This is a genomic window from Pseudomonas sp. IAC-BECa141, from assembly GCF_020544405.1.
Lineage (GTDB): Bacteria > Pseudomonadota > Gammaproteobacteria > Pseudomonadales > Pseudomonadaceae > Aquipseudomonas.
Map to the genome: position 1 here is coordinate 467662 of NZ_CP065410.1, position 22787 is coordinate 490448.

A 22787-nucleotide genomic window follows, 5' to 3' on the forward strand; every position below is an offset into this window, starting at 1 on the left:
CTGGCTAATGTTTCTATCCAATATATTGTTCGACCTGTTTGATAGTTTTAACGACCTAATGGAGTGTTCATGGAATTGCGTCATCTGCGCTACTTCATCGCCGTGGCCGAAGAACTGCACTTTGGCCGCGCCGCACAGGTGCTGGGTATCTCCCAGCCACCGCTGAGCCAGCAGATTCAGGCACTGGAACAGGAAGTCGGCGCGCGGCTTTTCGAGCGTACCAATCGTCGGGTCGAGCTCAGCGAGGCCGGGCGACTGTTTCTGGAGGAAGCGCGGCTGGTGCTCGCGCAAGTCGATAAAGCAGCCGACGTGGCCCGCCGCGCGCAACTTGGCGAGCTGGGTGAACTGAAGATCGGCTTCACCTCGTCGGCGCCATTCAACTCGACCATTCCCCAGGCGATCTTCTCGTTTCGCCAACGCTTCCCGGCCGTGCATCTGAACCTGCGGGAGATGAGCAGCACTCAGGTGGCAGATGCGCTGGTGGACGAGTCGATCGAGGTCGGCATCATGCGGCCGCTGGGTTTGCCGGATTCGCTCAGCGTGGTCGAACTGATGCGCGAGCCGCTGGTGGCCGTGCTCAGCTCCAAACATCCGCTGGCGCAGGGCTCTGAAGAGGGGCTGTTCCTCTCGGCACTGGCCCTCGAACCGTTTGTGTTTTTTCCGCGCAGCTACGGCAGTGGTTTGTACTCGCAACTCATCAACCTGGCCCGAGATGCCGGATTCAGTCCGCATTTTGCACAGGAGGCGGGCGAAGCCATGACCATCATCGGTCTGGTAGCGGCGGGTTTGGGCGTGTCGGTGCTGCCGGCGTCCTATCAGCGGATGCGCATCGATGGCGTGGTTTATCGACCCTTGCTCGATCCTGAAGCGATTTCGGCCGTGTGGCTGGTGCAGCGCAAGGACCAGAAATCACCGATGGCCAAGGCATTCGTCGAGTTGCTCACGCGCAAGGTTGAAGCCGGTTGATCAGGGCAGCCGCACCAGATCCCCCTTCAATGCCACGCGCGTCACAAACACCCCGGCGCGACATTCGTAAGTATTCAGATCCTTGCGTACGTGCTGGTCGTAGTAGCTGACGATATTGGTCACCGCATTCGCCCCGACACGCTTGGCTTCGGCCTGCAACGCAATCAGATTCGACTGCAGCACCCACTCGCACGAGTCGTGATCGCTCTTGTTGAAGCCGTTGGTCTTCAAGTCACTGACCACTCCGCGCTGCAACAACCGCTGAGTGCCCTGAGGCCCGTTGCCGACCAGATAAAACTTCACACTGCCATCCAGCCGCCCGGCACGCATCGCATCCGACACGACTGTTTCGAACGGCATGTACATCAGATTGGTGGCGTGGCTGGCGCTGGGGAGCAGGCCGATAAGGGTGGCGGTGATCAGGGCTTTCGCTTGCATGGTCATCTCCTTGACGGTGAAAGAGAACCGCGAGTGATCAACCGGGCTCGCCGTTCCGGCAGGCGTAGTGTGTCGACCTGTTTGAGCGAGTGTAGTTGTGGTGAACAGGTTTGGTTGGCTCGACTCCGTACATTTCGAGAAACGGAACTGTCTTAGGGAATATGGCCGTTGTTGCGCAAAATCAGTTCTTTTTCAAACGAGTGTCACGGATGCCACTTCGATATCAGCCTAAGGAGGGCAGCGTTTTGATTTGCGATTTCAGGGGTTATGAAGTCCCCGAGATGGTCAAAGTCAGACCTGTTGTTGTGATACGTAAACATCGAACCAACAGCCTGTTGGTAACAGTAGTGCCGTTGAGTACCACCGCCCCTGATTGTTTGCTTGGGCACCATCTTGAACTTGCAAGTCACCTTCAGGGGGCCAGTCCGACTTGTTGGGCAAAGTGCGACATGATTGCCACGGTCAGCCTTTCGCGGCTTGATCGGATCAAAAGCCGGGATCGGCAAGGCAAGCGCATTTACCTGATCTCACATCTTGCAACAGACGAGTTTCACGCCATTAAAACTGCGGTCAGACGGGCGTTGGGACTGTGATGGCAACGGAAGTGGCGCATCGAAGCCAAATGCCAGCCGTTGCTCGACATGAGGTTTCAGGCAATACTGCCGGCGTTCCCGAAAGGGGCTTGTGAGACTCTGAGGATCCTGGGCAACCAGCCATCGCAGAGCCAGACAGGTGACAGGCGATGACAAGCCAACCTGTTTGTGAAAGGGCGCCGAAAGGCGCCCTTTGTCATTTTCAAAGGTTTGATTGCATTACCTCCTGAGTCGAAGTTTCATCCTGCAATCTGCGCCCGATCACATCCAACAAGTCACAGCCATCGCGCAACGATGTGACCAATACCTTCGCCAACTCACTGTAAATGCCCTCGCTGAACGCCAGATTTTCAAGAAACTGTGTCGCAGTGCGTATGCGATAGGCGGCTATTTCGTGAAGTACGTCCAGTGGTGCTTGAGTGTCGATCAGGAGTGAAGGTATTTCGCAGTCAATTCCGGTGATAGGCCTGTATCGATCCATGACAGAAGAACTCCATTAGGTAATAGGTGCGGATACTCGGTAGTCAGCGTTCAGTGAGTTTGCAGGCTCTTTTTCAAGGAGGATCCAGGTTGTCCAGCGCCCGATTCACCAGCAACTCGCTCAGGACGGTGAGCTGCTGAATAGCCAACGTTACGTTCCGCTGCGGCCCTTCCACCTCGCCCGCGAGATTCGTAGCCATGATATTGAGCGAAGCGAGGTTTTCGGACGCATGGCAAAGCAATGACTCAGTGTCGACCTCCGGAAGGATTGTGAAAATGTGGCTAAGCGTTTCCGGTTTAAGCGAGAGGTGGGAGGTGACGCGGACAGTGGTCTCGAGTTGGTCGGGCGTGGCTGGATTACTTGTACCTAGCGATTGCGTGGGGTAGGAATCAATTTTTTTCATTTCGGAACTCCTTCTGGTTTTTTATGAGTAGTGACATCCACTTCCAGTTATTCATAGGTGCTCAGCGAAGGGCGTGGAAAGCGGATGTATTTATAACTAATAATTTCGCTTCTATTAATCAAATAATTGAACGTTTGTGTAATTAAATGATTCTTTGCGGATGCCTGTGGGTAACGTCTTTCAATATTGTGGGATTTATCTTCTATTCGATGTTTAGTATTCAACGTTGATTTAAACATGCTGCTGTGGCTGTACAATTCATCAGCGTTTGGCAGCAATCTGCAACATTCCAACAAGTAGCGGATGAGCTTCAACCTATAAAATGATTGGCAGATATTTAATGCATAAGAAAGAAAAAACAGAAAAGCTAAAAAGGAATATTAAGTACCTGATAGAAAGCCGAGGTGAGACGAGAATTTCACTGTGTAACTCCAGTGGGTTAACCAGGACAACTATCTATAATATTCTGGAGGGTAGAGTGGTTAACGTGCAGCAATCTACGATCCGGAAGATATCGGATTTTTTCGGGGTATCTTACAAGGAGATTGAAACTGTTGATTTTGAAGAGCGGGAAATAATTGAATCCACTGTTTCTTTGCACGGGAATATGAATCCAGCCGCAGTTCCGATCATCAAAGAAAGCTTGCTGCTTCAGAGTTTGGATAAAAGGATCGGCGAGTTGGCTATATCGCATCCTTTGACCTACTACTTCGGAGCGGCGAGTAATCTAATAGGCGTGCTTTTGGAGAGTGAGATAGTCGGGGCCAATGAGGTGGGTGACCTTCTGATAGTTAGAAAAGGCGTATCGATTAGCAAGAATGAAAAGCTTGTATATGACGAGCGTACCAGAAAATTCATAATTGTCACCGGCTCAGAGTTCGATGTTGGTGTACGTATCATAGGAGATTTGATAGAGGAAAGGTTTAATGTCGGAAACTATTGAAGTTATGAGAGATAAGTATAAGCTTGTGGGTTTTGAGTCGGATAAGAAGCTGGCTGTAGTCATGATTGTTTCAACTGGCAAGCTGATTAAGCTTAAATTGGCGGAGCTTCTAAAAAGTGATTTGATTGATGATCTCAGCAGGGCCGAGGTCAAAAGTATATACAGGAAATATTATTCTACGAGTGCAGCCGTGACCGCCTATGATTTGGCAGACCGTCATGAACGATCCTGGATGGTCTATGTTGTATTAAACCTGTTGCTCTTGGTGTTGTATGTGTTCTCGAATATTGGCGCGACAAAGCTGATCTATATCGAGCAATTTGACGTCGTTCTGACACCCGGGGTTTTTCTCTATCCTCTGACCTTTCTCGTAGTCGATATGTTGAATGAGTTGTATGGGTTCAAGCTGGCCAGAAGGGCAATTTTTTTTTGGATTTCTGAGCAATGCGCTGATTATCTTATTGTTGAGTGCGGCAAAAATGATGCCGGGAGTGGCGGATTGGAAACTTGATGAACCTTATGGTGAAGTGGTATCGCATGTTTCCTCGGTGTTGTTGGCCTCATCGGTTTCGTTTCTGTTTTCCGAATACATTAATTCATACCTCTTGTGCAAAATTAAGCAGTTGACAAATTCTAGGTATCTCTTCCTGCGTGTCTTTTTTAGTACGTTTTTTGCAGTTCTGATCGATAGTGTACTTTTTTGTTTTATAGCTTTTTATGGTGTGCTGGAGAGTGATGAAATATTGTCAATCGTGATGGTGCAAATCACCATAAAAATGTTTTTTGCATTTTTCAATGTTTTTCCCGCGTACGGAGCAAGGTCGCTTTTTAGAAGGTTTGTTGCGGAGAGTAAGGTCGCATAGCAGGCATCGGGGGAGGGGCGTTATTACGCTCCTCCTCCTGTTCGTTGGGGAGTTAACTTAAGCTCAATCGATATCTCAAACTGTTTGTGAATTTTTTCTTGTTTTTCAGGAACTCGTCTAGTCCCTTGGAGCGAAGAGCACAAGCATCACATTCCTCACAGCCACCAGCCTTTATCCCGTTATAGCAAGACAGTGTATGTTCGCGAACAAAGTCGAGCCGATCATGATAACTGGCCAGCGCCCAGATTTCGGCCTTGGTCAACCACATCAGTGGCGTTTCTAGCCGCAGTTCATATTCCATGCCTAAGTTGATAGCTTCATTTAGCGTTTTAACGAAATCATCACGACAATCCGGGTAGCCAGAAAAATCTGTTTCACAGACACCTGTAATCACAGTCTGAGCCCGAATTTGATACGCATAAACCGACGCGAGCGTTAAAAACAGAATGTTTCTTCCAGGTACGAATGTGTTGGGCAAATCGCTTCCGGATGAATTGGCGGACGGTATGGGGATGTTGTGACGCGTCAGGCTGCTGACGGTCAAGTCGTTGAGTACCTTCACGTCCATCACGCTGTGCGCAGTCACACCCAGTTCTTTCGCCAGTCGACGTGCTACGTCGATTTCTTCGCGATGGCGTTGTCCGTAATCAAACGTGACGCAGTGAATCTCGTCGTACTTTGACAAGGCATGGATCAAACAAGTCGTGGAATCCTGCCCGCCGCTGAAAACGATTACCGCTTTTTTACGCATTTTTTCGTCCTTGAGGTGTGCCGCTTGATCGCGGCACCACTGACCTTACAGAGTAGAAAATGCGCTGAATGTGGGACTTTTCCGAATAGAAACGCTGAGCTTTCCTTGTGTGCAGTTTTTTGTGCAATAGATGGAAAAAAGGGCGCCGAATGGCGCCCTTTGTCGTTTCCGACGGCTCAATCAATCCACGTGCGCCAGATCCCCGCGCAACGCCACACTCGACACCACCAGCCCGGCGCGGCACTGGAATTTTTCGGTGTCTTTGTACAGGTCGCGCTGGTCGACGCTGGCGATGTTGATTACCGCATTCGCATCGGCTTTCTTCGCCGCTGCCTGCAAGGTCGCGAGGGCCGATTGCAGCGCCCAGAAGCAGGCGTCGGCGTCGGATTTGTTCGAACCGTTGGTCTTGCGGCTACTGCTGACGGTGTCGAGTTTGCGCACCTGGTTGGGCAGCACTTCGCCGGCCAGGTAGAACTTCACGCTGCCGTCGAGCAGGCCGGCGTCGGTAGCGCGTTTGACGCCTTCACGGAAGCTCAGGTAAGTCGGCTCATCGGCGCCTTGCTTGATGATGCCCAGGTTATTGACGGCTTCGATGTCCGGGTTGATCGACAGCTCTTTGAGTACGTTGTCACGCAGACGATTGACCCAGCGATTGTAGTTACCGTGGATCTTGCCGTCCTTGGCGTCCAGGCCGTAGCTGCTGCGGTAGTCGATCTCGAACGAAGTCGCGCTGAACGGAATGTCGACTTCGGCGTGATGGCGGCCGCGCACAGTGATGGCGGCTTTGATCATGCCCGGACGTACCGATTGCACGACCCACTGGCGGTCATTCAGCGCCGTGACAATGGCACGGCTCATCTGCGCGTCGGTGAAGCCCAGGTTGCTGGAAAACTCTTCCTTTGCGTTGTATACCGGTTTGCTGGTGCAACCGCCGAGTACGAAAGCCAGGGCCAGGATGGCGGCGATGCGGTGAAACTGAGTCATTCCCTTCACTCCAGAAATGTTGCGGTCAGTGCCAGCGGCGGAAAATCAACGAAGTGTTGACGCCACCAAAAGCGAAATTGTTGTTCATCACGTATTCGTGGCTCATCTGGCGGAACTCGCCGCGCAGGTAATCAAGCTTGCCGCAGTGCGGATCGACCTCATCGAGGTTGAGCGTGTGCACGTACAGGTCACGGTTGAGCATCTCGATGCTGAACCACGATTCCAGCGCCCCGCAGGCGCCGAGGGTATGGCCCAGGAAGCTCTTTTGCGAACTGATCGGCATGCGTTCGCCGAACAGGGCACTGGTGGCCAGGGTCTCAGCGACATCGCCCTGTTCAGTGGCGGTGCCGTGGCCGTTGACGTAGCCGATGACGTCCGGCGCAAGGCCTGCGTCTTCCAGCGCCAGTTCCATCGCCCGGCGCATGGTGACTTGTTCGGGGCGGGTGGTGTGCTGGCCGTCGGCGTTGCTGCCGAAGCCGACGATTTCGGCGTGAATGTGTGCTCCGCGGGCAAGGGCGTGCTCCAGCTCTTCAAGCACCAGCATGCCGCCGCCTTCACCGATCACCAGACCGTCGCGGCCCTTGTCGTACGGGCGTGGCGAGGTGTGCGGTGCATCGTTTTTCAGGCTGGTGGCGTACAGCGCGTCGAACACCATGGCTTCGGTCGGGCACAGCTCTTCGGCGCCACCGGCGAGCATCAGCGGCAGACGTCCGAACTTGATCGCCTCGTAGGCGTAGCCGATACCCTGGCTGCCACTGGTGCAGGCGCTGGAGGTCGGGATCAAACGGCCGGTGAGGCCGAAGAAGATGCTGATGTTCGCCGCCGTGGTGTGCGGCATCATCCGCACATAGGAGTTGGCATTAAGGCCTTCGGCCACCGAGTTGAGCAGCATGTTGCCGAACGCCTTGATTTCGTCGGTGCTGCCGGTGGACGAACCACAGGCCACGCCCATGCGCCCGTCCTTGATCGACTCGTCGCCAAGCAGGCCGGCATCGGCCAGCGCTTTTTCCGCCGCGCAGACGGCCAGGCGTGAAACCCGGCCCATGCTGCGCAGCTGCTTGCGGGTCCAGTGCGCCGGTACCTGGAAATCATCGATGGGCCCGGCCAGGCGCGTGTTGAGCTCGCTGAAACGATCCCACTCGTCCATCCGGCGGATGCCGCTGCGGTTGGCGGCGAAATTGCCGGCGATGGTGTCCCAGTCGCTGCCCAGCGAGGTAATGCCGGCCATGCCGGTGACGACAACGCGCTTCATCAGCACAAGCCTCCGTTGACCGCCAGCACCTGGCGGGTGATGTACGACGCTTCCGCCGACATCAGGAAATTCACCGCACCGGCCACCTCTTCAGGCGTGCCCATGCGTTGTGCGGGGATCATTTTCATCAGTTCTTCCACCGGCACGTTTTCATCGAGCATCGCCGTATCGATCAGGCCCGGCGCAACGCAGTTGACCGTGATCTTGCGCTTGGCCAGTTCGATCGCCAAGGCTTTCGCGGCGCCGATCACGCCGGCTTTCGAGGCGCTGTAATTGACCTGGCCGCGATTGCCGATCAGTCCCGAAACCGAGGTGATGCAAACGATGCGACCAGCGGCGCGGCGGCGGATCATCGGCATCATCACCGGGTGCAGGACGTTGTAGAAGCCGTCGAGGTTGGTGCGCAGCACCACGTCCCAGTCGTCGTCGCTCAGGGCCGGAAAGGCGCCGTCGCGGGTCAGGCCGGCGTTGAGCACCACGCCGTAATAGGCGCCGTGGGCTTCAACATCGGCTTCGAGGATGGTTTTGCAGCTTTCGCGGTCAGCCACGTCGAATTGCAGGATGCGCGCGTTGCGGCCGAGCGCTTCGACTTCGGCTTTCACCGCTTTTGCTTCGCTCACGCCGCTGCGGCAATGCAGGACGATATCGTGGCCGGCGCTGGCCAGACGCAGGGCGATGGCGCGACCGATGCCACGGCTGGAGCCGGTGACCAGTATTGATTCAGTCATCGTTCTACTCCTTGTTGGTTTCGTTGCGGGTTTGTTCCAGATAGTCCGCCGCCTGCGGCGGGCGGAACACGTTCAGCCGGGCGCTGGCCTCGATGCCGGGCGCGTTGATATGGCATTCGAATACCCCCATGCCGTTGTCGTCTTCCAGCGAGCGCAGGCCATGGATGGTCAGTTCGCTGCCGACCGGAAAGGCCGCGACATTGCATTCGAACTTGCGTGTGCCGAGCAGAAAACCCAGCTCCACCGGATTGCCTTTCTGTCGTGCATGGCAGCCGGCGAACGCGGCGACGCTTTGCGCCATCAGCTCGACGCCGACCCAGGCCGGCAGGCTGCCGTCGGGCAGGCTGAACAGGCCGCCGGGCCGGACGGTGAGGGTGGTGTGGATCTGTTCGTCGTCAAAGCTCAGGATCCGGTCGATCAGGATCATGTCGCCAGCGTGGGGCAGCAGTTCGGCGAGCGGCCAGTGGGTCATGGGGCGTCTCCGATAATCAGGCTGACGTTATTGCCACCGAAGGCAAACGAATTGCTCATCAGGTAGCGGGGTGCAGTGGACGCCAGGCGTTCGCTTGCGGTCACCCACTTCAACGCTGGCAGTGCCGGGTCGGCCTGGCCGTCCCAGATGTGCGGCGGCAAGGCGTGGTCGGGATTGTCGGCACTCAGGCTCAACCAGCAGAACGCCGCTTCCAGTGCGCCGGCGGCACCGAGAGTGTGGCCGGTCATCGGTTTGGTCGAGGAACACGGCACGCCGTCGACAAACAGCGCGGCGACGGCCAGGCTTTCCATGGCGTCGTTGTGTTGAGTCGCGGTGCCGTGCAGGTTCAGGTAGCTGATATCGCCGGCTTGCAGTTGGGCCTGATCGAGGGCTTTCTGCATCGATTGCCGCGCGCCACGGCCGGTCGGCTCCGGCGCGGAAATGTGGTGCGCGTCGGAGCTGGCGCCAGCGCCGAGCAGGGCGATGCCCGGCCCTGCGCCGCGTTCTTTGCTCATCACGAACAGCACCGCCGCTTCGCCGATGTTGATGCCGTTTCGGTTGGCGGAAAACGGATTGCAGCGCTCGTCCGACACGGCTTCCAGCGCACTGAAACCATTGAGGGTCAGCTTGCACAGGCTGTCGACACCGCCGCACAGCACTGCGTCGCACAGGCCCAGATCAAGCAGGCGCCGGGCGCTCATCAGTGCGCGTGCGCTGGAGGTGCAGGCAGTTGAAATCACATAGGTCGGGCCGCTCAGTTGCAGCCAGTCGGCGAGGAAATTCGCCGGAGCGCCGAGTTCCTGTTGCCGGTAGTCGTAATCGGCCGGGAACTGGTGGTCCCGAATGTAGTGCGCCAAGCCGCGACTGGCCTCGTCGATACCCGAAGTGCTGGTGCCAAGCACCACGCCGATGCGATCACGACCGTAAGTCTGGATCGCCTGCTCGATGTCATCGCGAATCTGCAACGCGGCTTCCAGCAACAGTTGGTTGTTGCGGCTGCGCTGGTCGGCCAAGGCATCTGGAATCGGCGCCAGATCGCCGTGCACAGCGGCCACCGGCAGCTCGCGCTCCGGCACCCAGCCGGACTCGCGGCGCATGCCCGAGCAGTCGCCGGCAAACAGGTTGCGTGCCACGGCTTGCTTGTCGCGCCCCAGGGCGCAGATCACGCCGAGGGCATTGAGGTAGGCGGTCATGACGTCGGTTCACCGAGTGGCGTTACGCGATAGTGCGGGCCTTGGGGCAGATTCAATTCGAAGCTCAAGGGTTGGGTGTAACGGATGTCCCAGCGCGCCGGCAGGGAACGTTGGCCGCCCTGTTGCTGCGCGTCGGGGTAGTTGCGCGACAGTTCGCCCGATGGGGTCAGGGCGAACAGCAGCGCGGCGAACAGTTCCCGGGCTTCCGGGTTGGGCGGCAGCAGGCCGTCAGCCTGCCAGTGCCCGTCGATCAACTGCTGACGCGCCTGGGGAATGCCCAGTGGATCCATCATCGACCAGCGGATGCCGGGGCCTTCGCGCTGGATCACCAGCAACCAGTCTTGCTGTTGCCCGGCCAGATGCCGCTCGATATGCAATTGCATCGGCAGCGCCAGGTTCGGGTTGCCAACCGGCAGCGGCGCCCGACTGGCGCAGGCACTCAAGAACAGTACAACGACGAGCACAAAAAAACGGCATACATCGGACACTGTGGGAGCGAGCTTGCTCGCGAATACGATCTCACATTCAACCTTTCTGGTGTCTGAAATACCGTTTTCGCGAGCAAGCTCGCTCCCACATGCGATGTGTGGCATCAGTTATCACCTTGCAGCGGTTTGCGGGCCACCACGTTGACCAGGGTTTCTTCCCGTTGGCCAAAGGGCTTGGGCTGGCGCAGGCCAAAACGTTCGAGCAAACCGAAATCCTTCGACCGGCTCCACCACAGATACGGGTACGAAACGTTCTGTTCGCCGAACTCGAAACCCTGCTGGCGAATCATCTCCAGGTACTGCGCCGCACTCTTTTGTACGTGCATCGGATGGCGGAACAGCCAGCGAATCACCCACGTATCAATGTAAGCCTCGGTGGACTCGGCGAACAGCAGATAACCGCCCGGCTTGAGCACTCGATAGAACTCGGCGAGGGCTTTTTCCTGCTCGACCAGATGATGGAAGGTCTGGTGACAGAACAGCAGGTCGACGCTGGCGTCCGGCACATTGAGCGTCGCGCAGTCGCTGCCGATCAGCTCGACGTCGAAGCCCTGACGCGCGGCCTCGGCGGCGCTCAGTTCAAGGCTGTGCGGATCGGCATCGACGCCGATCAGGCGCTGTGGCGCGAAGGTCTGGCGCAGATGGCCGAACGACTTGCCCTGGCCGCAACCGGCATCCAGCAGCACCGGGTTGGCTGGCAACGATTCGCTGAACAGCCCGCGCAGATCGTTGATCGCCACGCGCAGCACATGGTGTTGCCAGGTGTGGCTGCGCAGGAACCAGAAGCCGAAACGGGTTTCCTCGACGTAGTTGTCGCTCAAGTAATTCATGTGTCGTCCCTTGCACAGAGTTCGGAGATCGTCTTCAACCGACGGCGCGCTTCACTGACGAACGGGTTGCGTTCGTCCCAGGCGTAACCGGCGAGGATCGAGCAGATCATGCGGCGGATTTCCGGCGAGCCTTGCTCGTGGAAAATCACGTCCTGGAAAGTGCCGGCGTACCAGCCTTCGACGTAACAGCGGAAGGTGTCGACCCCGCGTTTCAGCGGCTCGGCGAACTCCCGTTGCCAGTCCACCGCTTCGCCCTGCAACTGCCGGTGCAGCACAGCGGCGGCCGTGCTTGCCGAACGCATGGCAATGGTCACGCCGGAGGAGAACACCGGGTCGAGAAATTCCGCCGCGTTGCCCAGCAGCGCGAAGCCCGGGCCGTGCAGGGTTTTGACGTTGGCTGCATAGCCGCCGAGGGTGCGTGCCGGTGTATCCCACACGGCGTTGTTCAGCACTTTGGCCAGGCTCGGGGTTTCGGCGATGAATCCGCGCAGGCAGGCGTCGAGGTCGGTATCGCGACCTGCGAAATGTTCGGCGGCAGCCACCACGCCCACCGAGCAGCGCCCGTTGCTGAACGGGATCGACCAGAACCAGATATCGCGGTGCTGCGGGTGGGTGGTGATGAGAATCTTCTCGCGGTCGAAGCCGGGATGATCGATGTGGTCTTCAACGTGGGTGAACACGGCTTGGCGAACCGGGAAATTCGACGGCGCTTCCAGGTCGAGCAGGCGTGACAGCACGCGGCCGTAGCCGCTGGCATCGAGGACAAAATCGGCTTCGACGCGGTATTCGCTGCCGTCCTCGCGACGCACATTCAGCTGCGGGCGCGGGCGTTCGAAATCGACGCTGACAATCGCGTCGCCGTAGCGGATTTCCGCACCCTGCAACGCCGCCTGATCGGCCAGCAACTTGTCGAAGTCGGCGCGTTGTACCTGCAGGGTCGTCGGTTTGCCGGCGGTGAAGGTGTCACCAAAATCGAAGGCGCTGTAACGCTCGCCCCAAGCGAATGCCGCGCCGTTCTTGCGCTGGAATCCGGCGGCATTCACCGCCTCGAGCATGCCGGCTTCTTCGACGAAATCCAGGCAATGGCAGAGCAGGCTTTCACCGATGGAAAACCTCGGGAAGTGCTGGCGCTCGATCACCAGCACGTCGTGTCCCTTGCGCTTGAGCAATGCGGCGGCGATGGCGCCGGAGGGGCCGGCGCCGATGATCACGACCTGACGGGATTCCATTTCAACGATTGGCACGCGAGCTCCTGGGTACGGCAATAGGATTCAGTGACGCCCGGTGCAGGCCGATGAAAGCCGGCAACAGCGTCGCGATCAGACCCATCAGCATCAGCGCAAAGTACAGCGCCGGGCTGATGAGCTGTTGTTGCAACAGCAGATTGAGAAAGACGATTTCGCTCAAGCCGCGAATGTTCAGCAGCACGCTTTCGCGCCAGCGGCTGGCGCCCGCGAACGACGCGCCGGCCCAGCCGAGGCCGAGCCAGTTGCCCACGATTTTGCTAACGACCGGCAGCAGCAGGAGCGCTGCCCATTGCACAGCGCCAAGGCTGGCGAGGGCGCTGTGCACATCGATCTGCACGATGCCGAAAGTGAGGATCAGCGGAATCGCGACCCACGTCTGCAAGCGGTTCATCCAGTGCGCCGGCAGCGGCAACACCAGCGGCACCTTGAGCGCGGCCATGCACAACAGATAGCCGATGCCGAAAATCAGCGCGTTGAGTTTGTAGTGTTCGGCCAGCACCAGCAGCGCAAAGAAACCGAGGCTGTAGGTCAATGGCCGGCGTATGCCGCACACCCGCAGCAGCACCGGCACGCAGGCCAGCCCCAGCGGCAACAACAGACTGCTCAGGTGCAGGCTGCCCTGAGCGAGGCCGAACAGAGTCCAGCAGGTCAGGTCGATCAGGATCGCGGTCTGCACCAGGCGCCGGGTGGCGGCAGGCGGATAGTCGATATGGCGCAGGTACAGGTAAAGCACCGGGATCGCGGTGATGGCGAACACCAGGCCGATGGCCAGCGAGTTGATCCACGGCTGCGTCGGCAACAGCCAGTACGCCGTCGCCAGGCCGCAGGTGAACGGCACGGCGAAACTCGGCAGGGCGATCTTCACGCTCTGACGGTCCAGGCGCAGGTCGATCACGTCGCTGAGGATGTGCCCCAGCAACAGGGCGAAGCTCAGGCTGTAGAGGTTTTTCAGCCAGCCCGGCGCAATCAGTTCGGCGCCGTTGAGTTGCCAGCCCGGTTCGATCCAGAAGTACATCAGCAGCGGCAGGCCGAAGCTGGCCAGCAGCAATTGACTGACGATCGGGATCAGCCCGAAATGCCGGCCGACCCGGGTGGCGACGAAGAACAGCGCCAGGGCCATCAGCCAGAAAATCCACACCATCACGCTGAACGCTCCGTGACGGCAACCGCATGGGCCTGACGCCCGGCCCACGGCGCGAGCATGAAGCTGAAGGCCAGACCGAGGCTCACCGACAGACCGAAGTTGCTCACCGCTGGCGTACTCGACACCGCCAGCAGGCCGAACGACAGCCAGGTGGTGGCGGCCGCAAGCAAGGTGCCGAGCAGGCTGACGGCCGCGCCGCCGACCTGCTCGCGCATGAGGATTGCGTAGTCGACGCTGATCGCCGTCACCAGCAGCAGGCCGAACAGGCTGAACAGGGTCAGCGGCTGGCCGAGCCAGCCCAGGCTGGCGAGGCTGCACAGCGCAGCAAGCAGCGGCAGGGCGACGATCCGCAGGGCGCCACCGAGACCGAACGGCAGCATCAGCACCAGCACGATCAACACGCAGGAGGCGAGTTTCAGTTCAGCGGCGCTGATCTGGGTCTGGGCGAATACCTTGTTCAGATCACCGAGCCGGTCCACCAGCATCACACCCGGCAGGTCCAGCGCCTGCACCCGCAGCAGCGACGGATTGTTCAGGCCTTGCAGGCTGACCATTGCCGCCACGCCGTCCTCGGTCCGTCCCAGCCACAACGTGCGGTAGGGCTCGCCGAGCGGGCCGGCCAGCGCGGCATCGATGTCTTCGGCGGGCAGGGCCTGCAACTGTTGCAGTTCGTTCTGCAGCGCCGCCAGCGGCACCCCGACCTCCAGCAACGGCTGCCAGAACGGCGGCAACTTGTTCAGCGCTTCACGAACTTGTTGTTGCTGAGCCGGCGGGCTGACCAGTTGATTGAGCGCCAGATAACCTTGCAACTTGTCGAGGTTGACCAGTTGATCCAGCCGCTCGCTCAAAGCCGCTTGCCGCTCCAGCAATTGCTGCTGGTCGGCGGCGCGCACCAGGAAGAACTGGCTGGTCGGCTGATAACCGGTAATCCGCGCAATGGTCTGCGCCTCATCGGTCAGGCGTTGCGGGGCACCGACCCACTGGCGAATGTCGTTCTTGCTCTCCAGTTGCAGCAGACCACCGACGCAGAAGGCGATCAGCAGGGCCAGCAACACCGGAGTCCTGACGTGTTCGAGCAGATTTTCCCGCAGTCGCACCAGACGTTCGGCAAGCCGCAGCGGCCATTGCGCCGGGCGCAGTTCGACGTTTTTCAGCAGCGCCGGCAACAGGCACACCGCCGACAGGTAGGCGCCGAGCAAACCGGCGGCGGAGAACACCGCGATCTGGGTCAGTGCCGGGAAAGGCGTCCAGGCCAGCGCCAGATAACCGATGGCGCTGGTGATCAGGCTCAACGTCAGCCCGGACAGGGTCAGGCGCAGCGCCGGCCAACTGCGCCACGGCTTGAGGCTCCAGCTCTTGGACAGATAGTGCAGCGGGTAATCCACCGCCACTCCGATCAGGCTGGAACCAAGCACCAGGGTCATCACATGCATGTGCCCGAACAGCGCAACACAGGCCACAGCCCCGAACAGCATGCCGACCAGCACCGGAATGAACGCCAGCAGCACCCGCCAGCGGCGGAAGGCGAGCAGCAACAGCAACAGGATGCCGACGGTGGCGCCACCGCCGACCCAGGTCATTTCCCGGGTCGCCTGTTGCTGACCGTTGGCGGCGTAAAGCAGGCCGCTGGCGGCCAGCAATTGCACGTTGGCGCTCGCTGCCAGCTCACGGCTGTGTTGCAGCAGAGCGGCGACTTGCAGCGGCTGATTCATGTCGAAGGCGCTGCCGGTGGTGCGTGCGCGCAGCAGCACCCAGCTCTTGCCGTCGGCATCGGCGATCAACGCGCCGCTGCCGATGTCCAGTTGCACCGCGCCATGTTGCGGCTGGCTGTTCTGGATGCGCCCGGTCAGGCCCAGCCAGTCGTCCTGGCTCGGCACCAGACTGAATCCGGTGAACGGGTCGAACAGCGCCTGCACCCGTTGCTGGATGAAGGCGTCGGGATGTTTGGTCAAAAGTTGCCGGTCATCCGCCGAAAGCATCGCCAGCCGCCCTTGCAGCAGTTGCGTGCGCAGGGCCGGCAGGTCGGCTTGCAGGTTCCACTGGACCTTTTCGAACAGGCCGCTGGCCTGCCATTGCTCGCCCAGGGTCTGGGCCATCGCGACGGCTTGCTGACGATCGGCGTGACCGACCAGCACCAGCATGTCGCGGTTGAGCGGCTCCTGCATGCGTTGTTCGGCGCGCACTTCGAGGGCGTCCGGGTGGGTGCCGGGCACCAGTTCCATCAGGTTCGCCGACAGCGGCGCGCCGTCGCGCCATTGCCAGGCGCCCAGTGCGACGACGGCCAGCAGCAGGATCAGGAACAGCCAGGGCAGCCTGCGTTCACTCGGCAAAGTCATGTTGCTCCGCGTCGCTCAGAGGTTGGCCGGCGGTGCTGTCCTGCATGCGCAGCACGGTGCTGTCGCCCTGGGTTTCCAGCAGTTCGATGGTGTTTACCAACGCGCCGCCGCTGATGTTGATCTGATTGAAGACCTGCTTGAGCAGCACCGAACGCGGGCTCAGGGTCAGTTGCCATTGCTGCGCGTCGCCGCTCAGGGCCAGTTCGAAATCCCGTTGCAGGCCGCTGCTGTCGCCTTGCAGCACGGCGAGGAACAAACGGTTCTGCTCGGCGCCGGCGCTCTTGTTCGGCAGCTGTTGCCAGCCGCTGGCATCACGTCGGGCGATGCCCTTGGCACTGATGCGGTAGTCCTGCTGCAGCGGCGTTTTCAACAGCCACAGCAGGCCATGGTTTTTCGCGAGGACGAAACTGCCCTTGCTGATCAGCGGCTGTGGCAGGGCGCGCAGGTGCTTTTCCTGGGTGAACTGGCCGTGGATCACGTCCGGTTTCGCCAGCTGCTCGCTCAACTGTTGCAGGTCGAAGGCGTTGGCCAGCGACGACAGCGTCAGCAGCGCCAGGGCTCCGAGGGATTTCACCAACACATTCATCGCAGCATCCTTTCCACGGCATCGGTGAAGACTTTCGGCGACGCCAGTTGCATCTCGCGGCTGCTGACTTCGACGGCAACCTGCACCGAGCTGGCGCGAGTCAGGCGTTCGCCGGTCTCGGCGTCGGTGATCAGGTAGTGAATCTTCAGGCGGTTTTCCCATTCCACCAGGCTGGCGCGCACGTTCAGCCGTTGACCGAACACCGCGCCGCGCACGTAGCGCAATTGCAGGTCGATCACCGGCCAGGCGTAGCCCGAGTCGACCATCTGGTTGTAGTTGTGGCCGATCTTGTCGAGCAATGCGCACCGCGCCACTTCCAGGTATTTCACGTAATGGCCGTGCCAGACGACGTGCATGGTGTCGACGTCAAAGAACGGCACGAGGATTTCTGTATCGGCGTGAAGCACTCCGGCACTACGCATGCAGCCTCCAGTGTTGCTCGGCGATGCGTTGCAGACACAGGCGCAGTTCGCCTTCCAGGGCGCGGTCTTCGATGACTGGCGGGAAGTCCTGGGCCAGCGCTTCGTGCATCGCGGCAAGGGACGGAGGCAGCGGACGCGCGTCTGCATCGCGACCGCGCAGCCACACGCCTTGATTGGCGGCGAGCAGCGTGGCGGCGGCGACCTGTTCGGTCAGCTCCAGCACACGAATGGCGTCGCGGGCGGCGATGGTGCCCATGCTCACCTTGTCCTGGTTGTGGCATTCGGTGGAGCGCGAGAACACGCTGGCCGGCATGGTGTTTTTCAACGCTTCGGCAGTCCAGGCGCTGGCGCCGATCTGCACAGCCTTGAAGCCGTGGTTGAGCATCGCGCGGTCGGCGCTGGCGCCGGACAGATTGCTCGGCAAACCGTGGTTGTAACGCTCGTCCACCAGCAGCGCGAGTTGTCGGTCGAGCAGGTCGGCGACGTTGGCCACGAGGTTTTTCAGGCTGTCCATGGCGAACGCGATATGCCCGCCGTAGAAGTGCCCGCCGTGCAGCACGCGCTCGGCTTCGGCGTCGATGATCGGGTTGTCGTTGGCGCTGTTGAGTTCGGTCTCGATGAACGAACGCAGCCAGTTCAGGCTGTCGGCCAGCACGCCCAGCACGTGCGGTGCGCAGCGCAGCGAGTAGCGATCCTGCAAGCGGTGCAGCGGCGCGGTCGGCGCGTCGATCGCCAGATCCTTGCGCAGCCACGCGGCCACCTGCATCTGGCCCGGATGCGGCTTGGCGGCGAACAGGCGCTCGTCGAAGTGTTCCGGATTGCCTTGCAGCGCCACCACGTTCAGCGCGGTGATGCGGGTGGCCAGTTGCAGCAGGTAATCGGCGCGGGCGTAGGCGAGGCAGGCCAGTCCGGTCATCACGGCGGTGCCGTTCATCAGTGCCAGCGCTTCTTTCGGACGCAGCACCAGCGGCGTCCAGCCCAGTTCACGGTGTACGTCGGCAGCCTGGCGGCGCTCGCCACGGAACATCACTTCACGCTCGCCGGACAGGGTCGCGGCAACGTAGGACAGCGGCGTCAGATCGCCGCTGGCGCCCACCGAACCTTCTTCGGGGATCAGCGGCAGAATGTCGTGTTCAAGAAACGCATGCAGGCGTTCCAGCAACTCGATGCGCACCCCGGACACGCCGTGGCACAGCGACTGCAAACGCGCCGCCAGTACCGCGCGCGTGGCCGGGGCGTCGAGCAGTTTACCCAGCCCGCAACCGTGGAACGTGTAGAGATGACGCGGCAGCGCCTCGACGTGATGCAGCGGCACCGCGACCACGCAGGAATCACCGTAACCGGTGGTCACGCCGTAGATCACGCCTTCCTTGTCCAGCAGCGAATCGAGGAACCGCGCGCCCTTGGCGATGCGTTCGCGATAAGGCGCGTCGCTCTGCAACTGCACGGGCGCCTGACGGTTGGCCAGGGCCAGCACGTCTTCGATGCGCAAAGGGCGTTCGCCGAAGGTGACCGGCTCAGGAGTTGGCGTTGTCATCGGTTTTCCAGAATGGGTAAAAGTTGAACCATTGGCACGGTGCTTCGAGGCAATAGTGACTCAGGCGTTGCGCATAGCGGGTGGCCCACTGATGAATGACCTGTTCGCGCTCGCGGCGTGACCACACCACGGCGTCGGCGAAGGGTTCGAGGGTCAGGCGATAGTGGCCGTCGGGCTGTTTCAGGCACATCAGCAGGTTGACCGGGCATTTCAGCAGGCCGGCCAGCAGCCACGGCCCTTGCGGGAACGGCGCCGGGTGGCCGAGAAAGTCCACGGTCACGCTGCGCCCGCCATGCAGTGGCACGCGGTCGCCGGCAATCGCCAGCCACTCGCCGCGCTCCAGGCGTTCGTGCAGTTGCAGCATGATCACCGGATCCAGCTCGCTGACCTGGATCAGCCGCAAATTGGTTGCTCCGGCTTCGCCCAGCAGGCGATTGAATTGCTCGGCGTGCTTGGTGTGCACCAGCACGTTCATCGTGACCTTTTCGCCCAGCTCCGCCAGCGCCCGGCACACTTCGAGGTTGCCCAGATGCGCGCCCACCAGCATTTGCCCGCGACTGCCGCGCAACTGATTGCGCAGCAGCGCCGGGTCGATGATTTCGATCTGCTCGATCTTCAGCTTGCCGTTCCACACGTCGAGCTTGTCGAGCAGCGAATCGGCGAATGCCATGAACTGGCGGAACACCCTCCAACGGGTCGGACGCAGTTCGCGGCGACCGCTCCAGTCAGCGAGGCGCTGTTGATACTGCCAGGCACTGCGCCGCGCCGTGCGGCCGAACAGGAAAAAGTACAGAACGATGCCGTACAGCAACGGGCTCAGCAGGCGTCGGCCAAGGACTTTGGCGGCGAACGCGGTGAGTTTCATCAGCAGGAAACTGCCGCGCTCTTCGCGGTCGGCCCAATGCTTCTTGTCGGTCTCGACGGTCATGGGCGCCACCGTCGCCAGAGGATCACGGGCAGGCGCAGCAACATGCCGAAGAACAGGCGCGTGTGCATGCTCGAGATCAGCACGTTGTCATGGAACAGGCGAAAGTGCGACACGCCGTTCAGCGGGTAATGCACGCTGGTCTGCAACCAGCGCATCGGCTGATTGCGCCACGCCAGGCGCACCAGAATGTCCGAGTCGAAATCCATGCGCTTGCCGATCCGCGCCGAATCGATCACGCCCAGCGTCGGTTCCAGCGGATACACCCGGAAGCCGCACATCGAATCGCGAATCTGCAGCGACAAGGTGTTGATCCACACCATCACATGGGTCAGGTAACGCGCATACAAACGGCCCTTGGGCACGCTGGCGTCATACAGCGGATAGCCGCAGACCAGCGACTCGGGGTGAGCGCGGGACTCTTCGATGAAACGCGCGACATCCTGCAAGTCGTGCTGACCGTCGGCGTCGACCTGCAAGGCATGGCTGAAGCCCAGACGCGCGGCTTCACGCAGGCCGGTCATGACCGCGCCGCCCTTGCCCTGGTTGGCGGTGAGGCGCACCAGATAAACCCGCTCGCGCTCGGCCAGCGCGTCCAGCACCGCGGCGCAGGATTTGCTGCTGGCATCGTCCACCAGAATGCATGGCAGATCTTCGGCGAGCAGGGCGTCGACCACCGTGCCGATGGCGGTTTCGTGGTTGTAGACCGGGATCACTGCGCAAGGGTTATGCATCGCCAGTCCCCAGCAGAATCCGCCCGCTGGAACAGGTGGCGGTGTCGTTGCGGTAGGCGAAATACAACTTGCCGCGCTCCGGGTCGAAACGCAGGTGCAGCTGGATTTCATCGCCGGGGCGCACCAGTTGCTGGAATTTCAGCACTTCCATGCCGGCGAACGTGCCGGGCAGGTTCAGCAGTTGCCGACCCAGGTTCAGCGCCCATTCGACCTGCACCACGCCGGGCAGCACCGGGGCCTTGGGGAAGTGGCCGCTGAAGTAGGCCAGATCCGGCGGAACGCTTAATTGCAGGTTCCATTCGCCCTCGGTTTCGGCCTGTTCCAGAATCTCCGGCGCCTTTGGCCGTGGCGCCAGCAGCAAGGCTTCGACGTCGGCCTGAGGCAACTTGCCCTGAGTGTTCAGCGGCAGTTGTCGCAGCAGGCGCCAGCGGCGGGGCAGGGCCAGGGCTTCGCAATGGTCGCCGAGATAACGGCGCAGGGTTTCGGTCAGGCTGCGCCGGCCATGTTCGCGCAGGGCAAACAGGCCGGATTCGCTGAGCACCAGCAGCGCGCCGAGGGACGCACGGTTTTCCTGCACCACGCCCAGACGTGCTTCGGCGACCCAGTCGTGAGCCACCAGCGCCTGTTCAAGCATTGGCAGGGAAATACGTTTTTCTTCGAGTTTGACGATCCGGTCGAGCCGTCCGAGCAATTCAAAGCGGCCATCGCCCTGAATGCGCGCCGCATCGGCGGTGTGTTCGACATGCCCGGCGGGCAGATACGGCGAAGCGATCAGCAAGGCGCCGTCACTGTCCTGACTCAACTCGACGCCGGCAAACGGCTGCCACAACGATTCGCCCTGACGCCAGGCGATGCCGCCGGTTTCCGAGCTGCCGAGGATTTCTGTCGGCCATTGTCCCAGACGTTGATGCAGGCTTTGCGCGGCGTCTGCCGGCAGTGCGCCACCGGATGAAAACACCCGGCGCACGACGCTCAGCGCTGGCCAGTCGAGGTTGTCGCCCATGCGCTTGAGGAGCGCCGGGCTGGCGACCCAGGCAAAGGCCGGGTGCTCGCGGCTGGCGCGTTGCAGGTCTTCCGGGAAGGCCAGTTGCTTGCGAAGGAACGGACGCCCGGCGCACAACGGCCACAGCACGCGGAACAGCAAGCCGTAGATGTGTTGGGTGGCGACGCTGCCGAGGATGCAGGCCTCACCCAGATCGGCGCCCCACAGTTGCTCAAGGGCTTCGACTTCGTTGGCCAGTTGCCGCAGGGATTTGTCGATGCGCTTGGGCTCGCCGCTGGAGCCGGAGGTGCACAGGCTCAGACGGCACTGGTCGAGATCCAGTTCGGCAGCGGGCAGAGGAGGTTGCAGCAGATCGCTCAGGCGAGCGTCATCGGCCTGATCGGTGAGCCACAGATCGACTTCGTTCGACCAGCGCTGTCGGGTCTGCGCTTGCAGATCCGAAGGCAGCAACACACTGATGCCGGCGCGCCAGGCACCGAGCAGGGCGATGGCAAGCTCGGCGGCATCTTCCAGATGCACTGCCAGACGCTTCACGCCGCGGGCCTGCAGACCGGCGGCCAGACTCAGGGCTTGCTCGCGCAGGTGTGCGTGATCGAGTGCCGGCGCGACGGTGATTGCGCGCTGCGGCAGATCCTTGAGCAACAGCTGCTCAAGTTTTATCCAGTTCATGGGCGACCTCTTACCCTTTGTCGTATCAGCCATTCAATGGCAAACATCAGGCCGATCAATCCGTAGGAGATCAGGCCGGTGTACAACATCCACCAGTTCAGCGGCGCCCAGAGTGTCAGCAGGGCGGCGCACAAACCGTTGCAAAAGAAAAACACGCTCCAGGCCACGGTGACCTGGCGGGTGTAACGAATCGCCTTGGGCGGCAGTTGCGGCTCACGCAGGCGCGCCAGACGCTCAACCATCGGCGGCCCGTATTTCAGGCTCAGGCTGAACAGCACCAGCATGAAGCCGCTGATCAGCACCGGGTACCAGCGCAACAGCAAAGGGCTGTCGAACACCGCCAGCAGCAGGCAGAACACGATCGCCACGCAGGCCATCCACAGACTGCCGGGCTTGCGTTCGCCGGTCAGCGCCCGGGCCAGCCACAGGCCGCCCAGCAGCAGGCCGAACTGCCATGGCGCGAAATGCTCCATGCCGAAATACACCGCAAAGGGATACAGCAGGCCCGCCAGCAGCAGGCCGAGGCCGAACAGTCGGCTCATGCGGCCGGTTGAACCAGACGGTAGACCGCCTCGACCACGTCGCTGACGGTACGCACCGACTTGAATTCCTCGGCGGCGATTTTCTTGCCGGTCTGGCGTTTGATGTGATCGATCAGGTCGACGGCGTCGATGCTGTCGATTTCCAGATCCTGATACAGGTTGGATTCCAGGCTCACGCGAGCCGGGTCCAGTTCGAACAGCTCGACCAGGGCATCGCGCAGGGTGTTGAAAATGTCGTCACGAGTTTGCATGGTCCG

Annotated in this window: 25 protein-coding genes and 1 pseudogene; 4 read left to right on the plus strand and 22 right to left on the minus strand. The window is 60.6% G+C overall.

The features are described from left to right. Positions 1-69 precede the first annotated feature (69 nt). The gene (locus I5961_RS02100) at positions 70-966 is read left to right on the plus strand and encodes a LysR family transcriptional regulator (protein ID WP_085701104.1); all 897 of its coding nucleotides are present in this window, start codon (positions 70-72) and stop codon (positions 964-966) included. Here the strand turns inward: I5961_RS02100 and I5961_RS02105 are convergent, their stop codons facing one another. Then, complete coding sequence (locus tag I5961_RS02105) at positions 967-1404, minus strand: excinuclease (RefSeq protein ID WP_085704951.1); 438 nt, start codon at positions 1402-1404, stop codon at positions 967-969. It lies immediately after the preceding gene. A 209-nt stretch (positions 1405-1613) separates the two neighbouring features. On the opposite strand from I5961_RS02105, the gene I5961_RS02110 reads away from it, so the two are divergent. Continuing rightward, entirely contained in the window at positions 1614-1997 is a 384-nt protein-coding gene (locus I5961_RS02110; RefSeq protein ID WP_085704953.1) for a type II toxin-antitoxin system PemK/MazF family toxin, read from the plus strand. A gap of 202 nt (positions 1998-2199) precedes the next feature. Here I5961_RS02110 and I5961_RS02115 read toward each other — a convergent pair whose 3' ends face one another. Further along, on the minus strand, positions 2200-2478 hold the full coding sequence (locus I5961_RS02115; protein ID WP_085704954.1) for a hypothetical protein: 279 nt from the start codon (positions 2476-2478) through the stop codon (positions 2200-2202). 73 nt (positions 2479-2551) lie between these two features. Further along, complete coding sequence (locus tag I5961_RS02120) at positions 2552-2881, minus strand: DUF6124 family protein (RefSeq protein WP_085704956.1); 330 nt, start codon at positions 2879-2881, stop codon at positions 2552-2554. A gap of 340 nt (positions 2882-3221) precedes the next feature. On the opposite strand from I5961_RS02120, the gene I5961_RS02125 reads away from it, so the two are divergent. Continuing rightward, positions 3222-3824, plus strand: a complete 603-nt coding sequence (locus I5961_RS02125) for a helix-turn-helix domain-containing protein (RefSeq protein ID WP_085704958.1) — start codon at positions 3222-3224, stop codon at positions 3822-3824. Then, positions 3808-4687 (plus strand): annotated as a pseudogene (locus tag I5961_RS02130) (queuosine precursor transporter). Before I5961_RS02125 ends, I5961_RS02130 begins: the two are co-directional and overlap by 17 nt. 52 nt (positions 4688-4739) lie before the next feature. Here I5961_RS02130 and queC read toward each other — a convergent pair. The 19 genes from queC to I5961_RS02225 form a co-directional block, all read right to left on the minus strand. Beyond that, positions 4740-5438, minus strand: coding sequence for a 7-cyano-7-deazaguanine synthase QueC (gene queC, locus I5961_RS02135; protein ID WP_227234192.1), 699 nt, complete (start codon positions 5436-5438; stop codon positions 4740-4742). Between the two features lie 180 nt (positions 5439-5618). Then, a complete protein-coding gene (locus tag I5961_RS02140; protein WP_085704961.1) occupies positions 5619-6422 on the minus strand; it encodes a hypothetical protein in 804 nt (267 codons plus the stop codon). 25 nt (positions 6423-6447) lie between these two features. Further along, positions 6448-7674 carry a beta-ketoacyl-ACP synthase gene (locus tag I5961_RS02145; RefSeq protein ID WP_085704963.1) on the minus strand — a complete coding sequence of 409 codons (1227 nt, stop codon included), beginning with the start codon at positions 7672-7674 and terminating at the stop codon, positions 6448-6450. Continuing rightward, positions 7674-8402: a 3-ketoacyl-ACP reductase FabG2 gene (locus I5961_RS02150; RefSeq protein ID WP_085704965.1), complete on the minus strand. Its 729-nt coding sequence runs from the start codon at positions 8400-8402 to the stop codon at positions 7674-7676. Before I5961_RS02150 ends, I5961_RS02145 begins: the two co-directional genes overlap by 1 nt. A gap of 4 nt (positions 8403-8406) precedes the next feature. Further along, entirely contained in the window at positions 8407-8874 is a 468-nt protein-coding gene (locus tag I5961_RS02155) for a hotdog family protein (protein ID WP_227234193.1), read from the minus strand. Beyond that, complete coding sequence (locus I5961_RS02160) at positions 8871-10067, minus strand: beta-ketoacyl-[acyl-carrier-protein] synthase family protein (RefSeq protein WP_085704969.1); 1197 nt, start codon at positions 10065-10067, stop codon at positions 8871-8873. The genes I5961_RS02155 and I5961_RS02160 overlap by 4 nt, the downstream gene beginning before the upstream one ends. Next, positions 10064-10660: a hypothetical protein gene (locus tag I5961_RS02165; RefSeq protein WP_227234195.1), complete on the minus strand. Its 597-nt coding sequence runs from the start codon at positions 10658-10660 to the stop codon at positions 10064-10066. The genes I5961_RS02160 and I5961_RS02165 overlap by 4 nt, the downstream gene beginning before the upstream one ends. Then, on the minus strand, positions 10660-11385 hold the full coding sequence (locus I5961_RS02170; protein WP_085704971.1) for a class I SAM-dependent methyltransferase: 726 nt from the start codon (positions 11383-11385) through the stop codon (positions 10660-10662). The genes I5961_RS02165 and I5961_RS02170 overlap by 1 nt, the downstream gene beginning before the upstream one ends. Beyond that, on the minus strand, positions 11382-12629 hold the full coding sequence (locus I5961_RS02175; RefSeq protein WP_227234196.1) for an NAD(P)/FAD-dependent oxidoreductase: 1248 nt from the start codon (positions 12627-12629) through the stop codon (positions 11382-11384). The genes I5961_RS02170 and I5961_RS02175 overlap by 4 nt, the downstream gene beginning before the upstream one ends. Continuing rightward, entirely contained in the window at positions 12616-13776 is a 1161-nt protein-coding gene (locus I5961_RS02180; RefSeq protein ID WP_085704975.1) for a sodium:proton antiporter, read from the minus strand. The genes I5961_RS02175 and I5961_RS02180 overlap by 14 nt, the downstream gene beginning before the upstream one ends. After that, positions 13773-16112, minus strand: coding sequence for an MMPL family transporter (locus I5961_RS02185; RefSeq protein WP_085704977.1), 2340 nt, complete (start codon positions 16110-16112; stop codon positions 13773-13775). The genes I5961_RS02180 and I5961_RS02185 overlap by 4 nt, the downstream gene beginning before the upstream one ends. After that, positions 16096-16698, minus strand: coding sequence for an outer membrane lipoprotein carrier protein LolA (locus I5961_RS02190; RefSeq protein ID WP_085701093.1), 603 nt, complete (start codon positions 16696-16698; stop codon positions 16096-16098). Before I5961_RS02190 ends, I5961_RS02185 begins: the two co-directional genes overlap by 17 nt. Beyond that, positions 16695-17120 (minus strand): acyl-CoA thioesterase, encoded by a 426-nt coding sequence (locus tag I5961_RS02195; RefSeq protein ID WP_085685400.1) that lies wholly within the window; start codon positions 17118-17120, stop codon positions 16695-16697. The genes I5961_RS02190 and I5961_RS02195 overlap by 4 nt, the downstream gene beginning before the upstream one ends. Beyond that, complete coding sequence (locus tag I5961_RS02200; RefSeq protein ID WP_227234198.1) at positions 17113-18657, minus strand: HAL/PAL/TAL family ammonia-lyase; 1545 nt, start codon at positions 18655-18657, stop codon at positions 17113-17115. The genes I5961_RS02195 and I5961_RS02200 overlap by 8 nt, the downstream gene beginning before the upstream one ends. Continuing rightward, positions 18638-19585 carry a glycosyl transferase gene (locus tag I5961_RS02205; RefSeq protein ID WP_227234200.1) on the minus strand — a complete coding sequence of 316 codons (948 nt, stop codon included), beginning with the start codon at positions 19583-19585 and terminating at the stop codon, positions 18638-18640. The genes I5961_RS02200 and I5961_RS02205 overlap by 20 nt, the downstream gene beginning before the upstream one ends. After that, the gene (locus I5961_RS02210; RefSeq protein WP_227234201.1) at positions 19582-20316 is read right to left on the minus strand and encodes a glycosyltransferase family 2 protein; all 735 of its coding nucleotides are present in this window, start codon (positions 20314-20316) and stop codon (positions 19582-19584) included. The genes I5961_RS02205 and I5961_RS02210 overlap by 4 nt, the downstream gene beginning before the upstream one ends. Further along, a complete protein-coding gene (locus I5961_RS02215) occupies positions 20309-21988 on the minus strand; it encodes an acyl-CoA synthetase family protein (protein WP_227234203.1) in 1680 nt (559 codons plus the stop codon). Before I5961_RS02215 ends, I5961_RS02210 begins: the two co-directional genes overlap by 8 nt. Beyond that, positions 21985-22530 (minus strand): hypothetical protein, encoded by a 546-nt coding sequence (locus tag I5961_RS02220; protein WP_227234204.1) that lies wholly within the window; start codon positions 22528-22530, stop codon positions 21985-21987. The genes I5961_RS02215 and I5961_RS02220 overlap by 4 nt, the downstream gene beginning before the upstream one ends. Beyond that, a complete protein-coding gene (locus tag I5961_RS02225; protein ID WP_007947135.1) occupies positions 22527-22781 on the minus strand; it encodes an acyl carrier protein in 255 nt (84 codons plus the stop codon). The genes I5961_RS02220 and I5961_RS02225 overlap by 4 nt, the downstream gene beginning before the upstream one ends. Positions 22782-22787: the final 6 nt, after the last annotated feature.

Bases quoted from the DNA above. Each gene is read 5' to 3' on its own strand.
- I5961_RS02185 (WP_085704977.1), bottom strand. From the start codon at position 16,112: ATGACTTTGCCGAGTGAACGCAGGCTGCCCTGGCTGTTCCTGATCCTG.
- I5961_RS02170 (WP_085704971.1), bottom strand. From the start codon at position 11,385: ATGAATTACTTGAGCGACAACTACGTCGAGGAAACCCGTTTCGGCTTC.
- I5961_RS02110 (WP_085704953.1), top strand. From the start codon at position 1,614: ATGCCACTTCGATATCAGCCTAAGGAGGGCAGCGTTTTGATTTGCGAT.
- I5961_RS02220 (WP_227234204.1), bottom strand. From the start codon at position 22,530: ATGAGCCGACTGTTCGGCCTCGGCCTGCTGCTGGCGGGCCTGCTGTAT.
- I5961_RS02200 (WP_227234198.1), bottom strand. From the start codon at position 18,657: ATGACAACGCCAACTCCTGAGCCGGTCACCTTCGGCGAACGCCCTTTG.
- I5961_RS02165 (WP_227234195.1), bottom strand. From the start codon at position 10,660: ATGCCACACATCGCATGTGGGAGCGAGCTTGCTCGCGAAAACGGTATT.
- I5961_RS02150 (WP_085704965.1), bottom strand. From the start codon at position 8,402: ATGACTGAATCAATACTGGTCACCGGCTCCAGCCGTGGCATCGGTCGC.
- I5961_RS02160 (WP_085704969.1), bottom strand. From the start codon at position 10,067: ATGACCGCCTACCTCAATGCCCTCGGCGTGATCTGCGCCCTGGGGCGC.
- I5961_RS02115 (WP_085704954.1), bottom strand. From the start codon at position 2,478: ATGGATCGATACAGGCCTATCACCGGAATTGACTGCGAAATACCTTCA.
- I5961_RS02210 (WP_227234201.1), bottom strand. From the start codon at position 20,316: ATGCATAACCCTTGCGCAGTGATCCCGGTCTACAACCACGAAACCGCC.
- I5961_RS02125 (WP_085704958.1), top strand. From the start codon at position 3,222: ATGCATAAGAAAGAAAAAACAGAAAAGCTAAAAAGGAATATTAAGTAC.
- I5961_RS02190 (WP_085701093.1), bottom strand. From the start codon at position 16,698: ATGAATGTGTTGGTGAAATCCCTCGGAGCCCTGGCGCTGCTGACGCTG.
- I5961_RS02100 (WP_085701104.1), top strand. From the start codon at position 70: ATGGAATTGCGTCATCTGCGCTACTTCATCGCCGTGGCCGAAGAACTG.
- I5961_RS02195 (WP_085685400.1), bottom strand. From the start codon at position 17,120: ATGCGTAGTGCCGGAGTGCTTCACGCCGATACAGAAATCCTCGTGCCG.
- I5961_RS02140 (WP_085704961.1), bottom strand. From the start codon at position 6,422: ATGACTCAGTTTCACCGCATCGCCGCCATCCTGGCCCTGGCTTTCGTA.
- I5961_RS02155 (WP_227234193.1), bottom strand. From the start codon at position 8,874: ATGACCCACTGGCCGCTCGCCGAACTGCTGCCCCACGCTGGCGACATG.
- I5961_RS02215 (WP_227234203.1), bottom strand. From the start codon at position 21,988: ATGAACTGGATAAAACTTGAGCAGCTGTTGCTCAAGGATCTGCCGCAG.
- I5961_RS02205 (WP_227234200.1), bottom strand. From the start codon at position 19,585: ATGACCGTCGAGACCGACAAGAAGCATTGGGCCGACCGCGAAGAGCGC.
- queC (WP_227234192.1), bottom strand. From the start codon at position 5,438: ATGCGTAAAAAAGCGGTAATCGTTTTCAGCGGCGGGCAGGATTCCACG.
- I5961_RS02105 (WP_085704951.1), bottom strand. From the start codon at position 1,404: ATGCAAGCGAAAGCCCTGATCACCGCCACCCTTATCGGCCTGCTCCCC.
- I5961_RS02225 (WP_007947135.1), bottom strand. From the start codon at position 22,781: ATGCAAACTCGTGACGACATTTTCAACACCCTGCGCGATGCCCTGGTC.
- I5961_RS02120 (WP_085704956.1), bottom strand. From the start codon at position 2,881: ATGAAAAAAATTGATTCCTACCCCACGCAATCGCTAGGTACAAGTAAT.
- I5961_RS02145 (WP_085704963.1), bottom strand. From the start codon at position 7,674: ATGAAGCGCGTTGTCGTCACCGGCATGGCCGGCATTACCTCGCTGGGC.